Here is an 8833-nt window from a genome sequence, read left to right on the forward strand (position 1 = left end):
CGACGGGTGCTGCTCGACGTGATCCTCAACACCGCTGACGGCAACGTCGTGGGCGAGCTCGGCAGCCGGTTGCGAGTGAAGACCTGGAGTTGGCTGGGGGATCAGGATGCTGCGTCGCGCCAAGGCGGGTTCGCGGGCTGGACGGCGGACGGCACGCCGATCTGGGCGGGCGGGCGCGGGACCAGTCAGCGGGTTTTGCGTGATTACGCTGCGGCGTTATCGGCAGTCGTGCCTGTTGAGTGGCCCGCAGACGCGGGACGTTGTGTTGAGGTCAGCCTGTTCTCCCGCTATCCACTTGAACGGGTATTGTCGGGAAGCAACGAAGTGCCGCCGGGGCCGTTGCGGGGCGACTATCGTGTCGAGTTCGCCAACGGCAATCAGCTGGATATCCACAGCGACGGCGAGCTGTTTTTACTCGCGGACAAGCTCGTCGCCCGGCTGGATCGTGAAGAATATGTCGCCCGCGTGCTTCAGCGCGAAGCGACCCCCGAGCCCGTCGAGGCCGCCAAAGCCCTGGCCGTGGCCATCCGTACCTACCTGCTGCAAAACGCCACGCGCAACGGCTACTGCCTGAGCATCGACGACAGCAGCCAGCGCCAGCGGGTCGCCCCCCGTCCGGCCTCTGCTGAAGCGCGCAATATCGCCGCCTGGACCAGCGATCTGGTACTGGCCGGTAGCAGCGTCACCTACCATTCCGATCAAGCCGGGCCGGACAAGCTGTCCTGGCAACAAGCCGTCGAGCAGGCCAGCGCCGGCCAACGCTACGACGCCATTCTGCTGCACGCCTATCCGCGTGCCAGCCTCAGCCGTTGGGACAACCCCGTCGCTTCCTGCGAAGCACTGCCCGCCGCACAGGACTGGCTGCAGAAACAGCGGCGCAGTTGGCGCCCGACGCTGGAAAGCGAAACCGGCTACAACGAAGTCAGCACGTTCGCCGTCTGCCGCCTGACCTTCGGTCGGCCCTACGTCGACCGTGAACGTCAGCGCATCTACGTGCGTGGCGTGCTCTCGCTGCAAGACCGCCTCGACCTGACCCACGAATACCTGCACCTGGCCTTCGAAGCACACCCCAATGGCCAGGATGAAACCTACATCGAAGGGCTCGCCCGCCACCTATTGCTGGAATAGACCATGACACTCCGTTATCCACAGGTCTTGCTGTTGCTCTGTTCGTTGTTGGCGCTACCGCTGGCAATGGCGCAAGGCGTCAAACTCGACACCCCGGTCGGTGGCTGGCGGACCGGCGCGCCCGACGGCGAGGGCGAGAGTTTCCGCCAGACCGTCAACTACCCGGCCTCTTCGGTCAACACCCCGGCAGGACAGGCCAACACCGCGCGCATCAGCGGCCAGATCAAGTCCACCCCCAAGGCCAACGACCCCGGCCGGCTGATCGTCAACGGCGTCAGCATGCCACTGAAAATCGACACCGCCGGCCGCTTCGATCGACCGTTCTCATTCCCCAACGGCAGCAACAGCGTCGAAATCCGCAGCCCTGACGGCCAACAACGCCAACGCACGCAATTCCTGAACGCCAGTGGTGGAGCCACTCCCGCCAAGTTGCGAGTACTGCTGGCCTGGGACAGCGACGGCACGGACCTGGACCTGCACCTCATCACCCCCGACGGCGCCCACATCTGGTACGGCGACCGTGTCGCGCCCAACGGCGCGGCACTCGATGTCGACGTCACCACCGGCTACGGCCCGGAAATCTTCGCCATGCCAGCACCGATCAAAGGGCAGTATCTGGTGTATGTGAACTACTTCGGCGGAGGCTATCGCAGTGATGAAGAAGGGCAGGAGGAGGCGGTGCAACCGTTGACGACGGCGCAGGTGACGGTGATTACCGAGGAGGGGACACCGAGCGAGAAGATGGAAACGTTCCTGGTGCCGATGCGGGCGGTGGGGGAGTTGACGTTGGTTAAGGGGTTTAGTTATCCGTGACTGAAACTCGACGGTGCGGGGACTCTTCAATCGGGTAGCGGAATGCAGTCTTATTCCTGGATCTTCACTTCGTCGATATCATCAAGCTCATCCAGGCTTACTTTCACACGTTGAGGCGCCATGAGCCGTTCTGCAACCACCATGGCAAGCTCCTCAACCACTTCGCTGCACATCCCTGAATGTACCAGTGAGCGCTTTTTTGAGTTTTTGTCGGTAGGAGGGTTGGATAGGGCCATAAAAGCAGTACCTCTGATAAACACTTATTTCCAGGCGTTAAAAAGCCGGCTTGTGGCCGGCTTCTCGGGGACTGGCTTGATTTATTTTTGGTAAACCGCGCCAGCCTTCAAAACGTACACCCGGATCTTGCGTCCGGCTGTGGGACTCGGCGAGAAAATCATCTGCCTTGTCGGTGCGATCTGAGCCGCGTGGCGGGTCGATGCGCAAATGTGGGGCGCAGCATACTGATTTTTTTGGGGAATTCCCAGCTTGGTGTGCGGGGTAGGGCTGTTGGGTTGATCACGAGTGCTGTGGTAACCCTGAATTTTTCCGGTGAATGTTCCGCCGCCTTCGCGGGCAAGCCCGCTCCTACAGGGGCTGTGCCATGCCTGTTGAAGCGTGATTGCCCGCAATGAAATTGCCTTGGTGTTACAGAAACGGCACCGGTGGCCTGCGTTTGTTCAGCGTTGACCACCAGAACACCCAGCCCAATACCCTGATGTTCTGTTCTTCGATTTGTGCGGGCCTGAAGATTTCATCCGGGTGTTCTGCGCGGTTATGGCTGCGCAATCGCAGTGCGTTGCCCGGCATTCGGTGCAGGTATCTGATGCGTAGCATGCCGTCGTGTTCGATGGCGTAGATTTCGCCATCCACAATCTGGGTCAGACCACGGTCGATGGCCAGGGTGGAGCCATCTTCTATGCGTTCGGCCATGCTGTTGCCAATCATGTGGATGCAGATGGCGTCGGCGTGGTTGATTTCCAGTGAGTCGAGATGGCTGCGGGGTAGCCTGATCGATTGGCTGGGGTCTTCGATGACGTGGGTTTTGCCGGAGCCGGGGGCCGTGGCGGTTTCCTTGTAGAGGGGGAGTTCGACGTCGTAGGGCTCGATAACCGTATAGACGCCGCGAATGGCTTGGGCGTCGAAGGTATTGCCGGATTCGTCGTGCAGACGCAGGTGCGTGGCATCCTTCGGGCCATCGCCTGTTTTCAGCCATTCGCTGTTGACGGACAGTTTTCTGGCAACTTCTTCCATGCAGTGGGCGGGCACACCGCGGGTGAACCAGTTATGGACATTTTGCGGGGCCGTGTTCAGGAAATCGGCAAACCCGGTTGTCGTGATGTTGGCTAATCCAAGGAGCGCTTTGAATCGAGGGCCGCTAGTGTTCTTTTTCATAAACACGAGTCTACTGGCGCGGTATAAGGCTTTGAATAAACGAACCGTTCAAATTTCGCGGGAATTTTACGACCGGATGTAAGACGTTCTTGAGGAAAATTAAACAAGAAAACACCAAAACAAGCCCTCTTAAACAAGGCGTTTAAGCGGTGCTTTCAAGCGCCCACAAAAAACCCCGGATCACCGGGGTTTTTCTTGAAGCTTGCAGCTGCTATTAGCCTTTATAGGCAGCAACCGACTTGGTGATCGCAGCACGGGCGGCGTCTGCGCCGTCCCAGCCTTCGATCTTGACCCACTTGCCTTTTTCGAGATCTTTGTAGTTCGCGAAGAAGTGCTCGATCTGCTGAATCAGCAGGGCTGGCAAATCAGTGTATTCCTTCACGTCGACGTACAGCTGGGACAGCTTGTCGTGTGGAACAGCGATGACTTTGGCATCGCCGCCGCCGTCGTCGGTCATGTTCAGGATGCCGACCGGACGGGCGCGGATCACGGAGCCTGGAGCAACCGGGTAAGGGGTCACGACCAGCACGTCCAGGGGATCACCGTCGTCAGCCAGGGTGTTCGGGATGTAACCGTAGTTGGCCGGGTAGAACATTGGGGTGGCCATGAAACGGTCAACGAACAGGCAATCGCTGTCTTTGTCGATTTCGTATTTGATCGGCGCGTGGTTGGCCGGGATCTCGATCGCGACGTAGATGTCGTTCGGCAGGTCTTTGCCAGCCGGAATCTTGCTGTAGCTCATTGGGCGTTGCCCCCGTTAGTTGACCAAAAACACTTGGCCGGATTGACCAAAAAGTGGCGGCGATTATAGGCATATTCCTGTGTCGACGCCACGTACCAGAAGTCGTGTGGAACCTTAGTCGTGCGCTTGATAGACCGGGTCCGTGGCCTGAAGTTGCCTCAGGCGGCCCAGCGGATCTTGCCGGTAAAAAAGCTTCAGCTGTGCGTACACCTGTGGATAAGCCTCGTGCAGTAAATCCGGGGCGCTGAAGAAGTACTCGCTGGTGACGGCGAAAAACTCGGCGGGATTTTCGGCGGCATACGGATCGATGGCGGTCTCGGCGTCCGGATTGCGTTCCAGTTGCCGGTCGAGGTCTTCGTAGGCGTGCTGCATGACCCTGGCCCAGTCGCTGACCCGCATGTCGGCATGCAGCGGCGGCAAACCATTGGCGTTGCCGTTGAGCATGTCGAGTTTGTGCGCCAGTTCGTGGATCACCAGGTTGTAGCCTTCCCAGCCACCGCTGGCCATGACGCCGGGCCAGGCGAGGATGATCGGCCCCTGTTGCCAGGCTTCGCCGCTGTGTTCGCCGTCCCATTCGTGCTCGACACCGCTGGCATCACGATGGCGCTGGGGACTGAGAAAATCGTCGGGGTAGAGAATGATTTCGTGAAAACCCTGGTACCAATTCAGATCGCCAAGGTGCAGCAATGGCAGTTGCGCCTGGGCGGCCAGCAGCAGGCGTTGTTCCTGATGCAATTCGACACCGGGCAGGGCGGTCAGGTGCTTGTCTTGCAGAAACAGCACGCAGGCCTGGCGCAGCCATTGGTCTTCGGCGGCGCTGAGACCATCAAGAAAACTCAGATGGTGGCGCACCCGTTGCCACATGTCATCGGCAATCGGGTGCCTGGCCAGGGTGCGCCGGCGTCGCCAGGCACTGAGTGACCACATATCGAATCAGCGCGTTTCGGCTTTGGAGTTCGAACTGCCATAACGGCTGCGGAGGAAGCCGATGATCATTGGCAGCATTGAAACCACAATGATGCCGATCACCATCAGTGACAGGTTTTTCTTGATGAACGGCACGTTACCGAAGAAATAGCCGAGGGTCACAAGTCCGCCGACCCACAGGATGGTGCCGAATACGCTGAAGGCGAAGAATCGTGGGTAAGGCATTTTCCCTACGCCGGCGACGAACGGCGCAAAGGTACGAATAATTGGCAGGAAGCGCGCCAGGGTCACGGTTTTGCCACCGTGCTTGTCATAAAAGTCGTGGGTTTGTTGCAGATAGTCGCGACGGAAGATTTTCGAATTCGGGTTGCGGAACAATCGCTCGCCGGCCGTTCGTCCGATGAGGTAGTTGGTGCTGTCACCCAGAATAGCCGCGAGCATCAGCAAGCCGCCCAGCAACACCGGGTCCATGCCGCCCCCGGCTGCAACGGCGCCGGCGATGAATAGCAGCGAGTCGCCCGGCAGGAAGGGCATGACCACCAGGCCGGTTTCACAGAAGATCACCAGAAACAGAATGGCGTAGATCCATGCCCCATAGTTGTTGACCAGCATATCGAGGTAAACATCGAGATGCAGGATTAGATCGAGCGGGTTGAAATCCATGGAGGGCACCTGTGATGACGGCCCGACTCGGCAGGCCTGTGCGGATAACTCGAGTAAGGCTACAGACGAGTGTAGTTTTTCTTACACGTCGGAAAGATCGGAATTATACGATCTGGAAAGTGAAAAACGCGTCGAGATTGTAGCGGGGGATGTCTAAGGGGTAATTGGCAGTCTGATGACAATTAATAACCCCGAAACCTGTAGGAGCGAGCCTGCTCGCGATGGTCGTGAACGATAATGCTGAGCGCCTGACACCCAGTGGTGTTCTCGGGATCATCGCGAGCAGGCTCGCTCCTACAGGGGGCGGATGAAGCGCTACAGCTCGTCGCTGATCGGCAACACGTAGTTCTTGAACTCGGTGTCTGCCTTGAAGCCAATGGATTCGTAGGTTTTCTGCGCGACTTCGTTGTTGCTGCTGGTGGAGACACGCATGCGCACGGCATTGGTTTCCTTGGCCATTTTCTTCGCGGTGCGAATCAGATGGTCAGCCACCAACTGGCGGCGGGCGTCTTCGGCGACATAAATGTCATTGAGGATCCAGACGCGTTTGAGTGATAGCGACGAGAAGCTCGGGTACAGCTGACAGAAACCCATCAGTTTGTTGTCGTCCTCATCGGACAAGGCCAGGTAGATCACCGATTCCTTGCGACGCAGGCGTTTTTCGAGGAACGCCCGGGACGAGTCCGGATACGGCAGGGAACCATAAAACTCGCGATATTTGACGAACAACGGGGTCAGCAAATCCAGGTGTTCGAGGGTCGCTTGAATAATCCGCATGGTAGGTCTCGTCTTCAAGTGGCTGTCTTGCGTGCTTTGACGGCGACGGGAAACCCTGGCGGCCGTGCGTCGATCCTGCCTGAAACCGGAACGATAGTGCAATGCGCAAGCGGTTCAGGCCTGCGGCGGCCCTAACAGGAAATTACCTTTCATGTCCGCTCCTGCGTCCGACTCCAATGTCTGAACCTGTGCTTCGTCCTTCAGATTGACCCCCGACAGCTGCCGCCGACAGGCCTCGCGCATCAGATACAGCAAACGGTGTGCCGCCATGCCGTAACTCAGTCCTTCAAGACGCACGTTGGAGATGCAGTTTCGGTAGGCGTCCGTCAGGCCGACCTTTGGATTGTAGGTGAAATATAACCCCAGGCTGTCTGGCGAGGTGAGGCCAGGGCGTTCGCCGATCAGAATCACCGTCATTTTTGCGCCCAGCAGCTCGCCAATTTCGTCCGCCACGGCAACGCGCCCCTGTTCCACCAGGACCACCGGGGCCACGGACCAGTTTTCAGCGCGGATCTGTTCTTCCAGTCGTGCCAGAAACGGCAGCGTATGGCGGTGGACAGCCAATGCAGACAAACCGTCGGCGACCACGATGACCAGATCGACCCCGCCCGGATTGGCCGAGGCGTAATTGCGCAGGGTCTGTGCCGACTCGGCGCTCAACTGACGCCCCAAATCGGGGCGTTGCAAATAGCTGTTCCGGTCTATCGCCGCACTGTGCAACAAAACGCTTTCATGCCCGCGTTCGGCCAGTTGCGAGCGCAGGGCTGGATGGTCGAATGGCAGATGCACCGCATCCCGTGCCTGGGCATGGGCGTATTGAAAGTCCAGCTGCGCCCGGGTAGGCATGCTGGTCCCGGTGCGGCCCAGGGCAATCCGCGCCGGTGTCAGGCGTCGCAGCTCCAGCCATGGGTTGTGCGGGTCGAAGGGTAGTTTTTCCATATCAATGCTCATCCCAGTTGCGCCAGGGCCTGGCGAAAGGCCGGTGGCAGACTGTTGCCGAAGAGAACCCTGCCGTCCGCCTGGGTGAAGATGCCCATTTTCGCCAGCCACTGTTCGAATTCCGGTGCCGGCTTGAGCCCCAGTGTCTGCCGGGCATAGAGCGCATCGTGGAACGACGTGGTCTGGTAGTTGAGCATGATGTCGTCGGAGCCGGGGATGCCCATGATGAAATTGATCCCGGCCACGCCCAGCAAGGTCAGCAAAGTGTCCATGTCATCCTGGTCGGCCTCGGCATGGTTCGTGTAACAGATGTCGCAACCCATCGGCACGCCGAGCAGCTTGCCGCAGAAGTGGTCTTCGAGGCCGGCGCGGATGATTTGCTTGCCGTTGTAGAGGTATTCCGGGCCGATGAAGCCGACGACGGTGTTCACCAGAAACGGGTTGAAGTGTCGTGCGACCGCATAGGCCCGGGTTTCGCAGGTCTGTTGATCGACGCCGTGGTGGGCGTTGGCCGACAGGGCGCTGCCCTGGCCGGTTTCGAAATACATCAGGTTCTGCCCGAGTGTGCCGCGATTGAGGCTCAGCCCGGCGTCGTAACCCTCCTTCAACACGTTCAGGTTGATGCCGAAGCTGGCGTTGGCCGCCTCGGTGCCGGCGATCGACTGGAACACCAGGTCCAGTGGCACACCGCGGTTGACCGCTTCGATTGACGTGGTGACATGGGTCAGCACGCACGCCTGGGTTGGAATCTCGTAACGCTGGATGATTGCGTCGAGCATCTCCAGCATGGCGCAGATCGAGGCGATGCTGTCGGTGGCCGGATTGATACCGATCATTGCATCGCCGTTACCGTGCAGCAGGCCATCGAGAATGCTCGCGGCGATACCGGCCGGTTCGTCGGTAGGGTGATTGGGTTGCAGGCGAGTGGACAGGCGGCCGCGCAGACCGAGGGTGCCGCGAAATTGCGTGACCACGCGGATTTTCTGCGCCACCAGTACCAGGTCCTGCACACGCATGATTTTCGAGACCGCGGCTACCATTTCCGGTGTCAGGCCGGGCGCGAGGGCGCGCAGCACCTGCTCATCGGCGGCATCGCTGAGCAGCCAGTCGCGAAATCCGCCGACGGTGAGGTGACTGACGATCGCGAATGCCTGTTTATCGTGGGTGTCGATGATCAGCCGGGTGACTTCATCGACTTCGTAGGGAATCAGTGCTTCCTGCAGGAAATGACTCAGCGGAATGTCGGCCAGGGCCATCTGCGCGGCAACGCGCTCGCCATCGTTGAGGGCGGCGACACCGGCCAGAAAGTCCCCGGAGCGCGCCGGGCTGGCTTTGGCCATCACTTCCTTGAGGCTGTCGAAGCGATAGGTCTGGGCGCCGACGGAATGGGAAAATACGGCCATGGAGCGGTGTCCTTCTGTTCTGTAAATGACCACCGTATCCCTGTGGGAG

At 59.5% G+C, this 8833-nt stretch carries 10 protein-coding genes; 2 read left to right on the forward strand and 8 right to left on the reverse strand.

The annotated features are described in order from the left end of the window. Both GPL81_RS27960 and GPL81_RS27965 read left to right on the forward strand, forming a co-directional pair. The coding region (locus tag GPL81_RS27960; protein WP_160109337.1) for a DUF2300 domain-containing protein at positions 1-1128 on the forward strand (1128 nt) is incomplete at its 5' end. Positions 1129-1131: 3 nt separating this feature from the next. Then, the gene (locus GPL81_RS27965; protein ID WP_160109338.1) at positions 1132-1941 is read left to right on the forward strand and encodes a YfaP family protein; all 810 of its coding nucleotides are present in this window, start codon (positions 1132-1134) and stop codon (positions 1939-1941) included. Positions 1942-1991: 50 nt separating this feature from the next. Here GPL81_RS27965 and GPL81_RS27970 read toward each other — a convergent pair whose 3' ends face one another. The 8 genes from GPL81_RS27970 to GPL81_RS28005 all read right to left on the reverse strand — a co-directional run bounded on the left by GPL81_RS27970 (position 1992) and on the right by GPL81_RS28005 (position 8784). Next, the gene (locus GPL81_RS27970) at positions 1992-2177 is read right to left on the reverse strand and encodes a hypothetical protein (protein WP_160109339.1); all 186 of its coding nucleotides are present in this window, start codon (positions 2175-2177) and stop codon (positions 1992-1994) included. A 409-nt stretch (positions 2178-2586) separates the two neighbouring features. Beyond that, positions 2587-3333 (reverse strand): S24 family peptidase, encoded by a 747-nt coding sequence (locus GPL81_RS27975; RefSeq protein ID WP_160109340.1) that lies wholly within the window; start codon positions 3331-3333, stop codon positions 2587-2589. A 214-nt stretch (positions 3334-3547) separates the two neighbouring features. Continuing rightward, on the reverse strand, positions 3548-4075 hold the full coding sequence (gene ppa / locus GPL81_RS27980) for an inorganic diphosphatase (protein WP_007933577.1): 528 nt from the start codon (positions 4073-4075) through the stop codon (positions 3548-3550). Positions 4076-4189: 114 nt separating this feature from the next. Then, the gene (locus GPL81_RS27985; protein WP_096514850.1) at positions 4190-5002 is read right to left on the reverse strand and encodes a M90 family metallopeptidase; all 813 of its coding nucleotides are present in this window, start codon (positions 5000-5002) and stop codon (positions 4190-4192) included. A 6-nt stretch (positions 5003-5008) separates the two neighbouring features. Further along, positions 5009-5665 (reverse strand): DedA family protein, encoded by a 657-nt coding sequence (locus GPL81_RS27990; protein WP_160109341.1) that lies wholly within the window; start codon positions 5663-5665, stop codon positions 5009-5011. Positions 5666-5980: 315 nt separating this feature from the next. Further along, positions 5981-6442 carry a GNAT family N-acetyltransferase gene (locus GPL81_RS27995; protein ID WP_160109342.1) on the reverse strand — a complete coding sequence of 154 codons (462 nt, stop codon included), beginning with the start codon at positions 6440-6442 and terminating at the stop codon, positions 5981-5983. A 114-nt stretch (positions 6443-6556) separates the two neighbouring features. Further along, positions 6557-7381: an ethanolamine ammonia-lyase subunit EutC gene (gene eutC, locus GPL81_RS28000; RefSeq protein WP_160109343.1), complete on the reverse strand. Its 825-nt coding sequence runs from the start codon at positions 7379-7381 to the stop codon at positions 6557-6559. 8 nt (positions 7382-7389) lie between these two features. Further along, entirely contained in the window at positions 7390-8784 is a 1395-nt protein-coding gene (locus GPL81_RS28005) for an ethanolamine ammonia-lyase subunit EutB (RefSeq protein WP_160109344.1), read from the reverse strand. Positions 8785-8833: the final 49 nt, after the last annotated feature.

It is taken from the genome of Pseudomonas izuensis (assembly GCF_009861505.1).
Lineage (GTDB): Bacteria > Pseudomonadota > Gammaproteobacteria > Pseudomonadales > Pseudomonadaceae > Aquipseudomonas > Aquipseudomonas izuensis.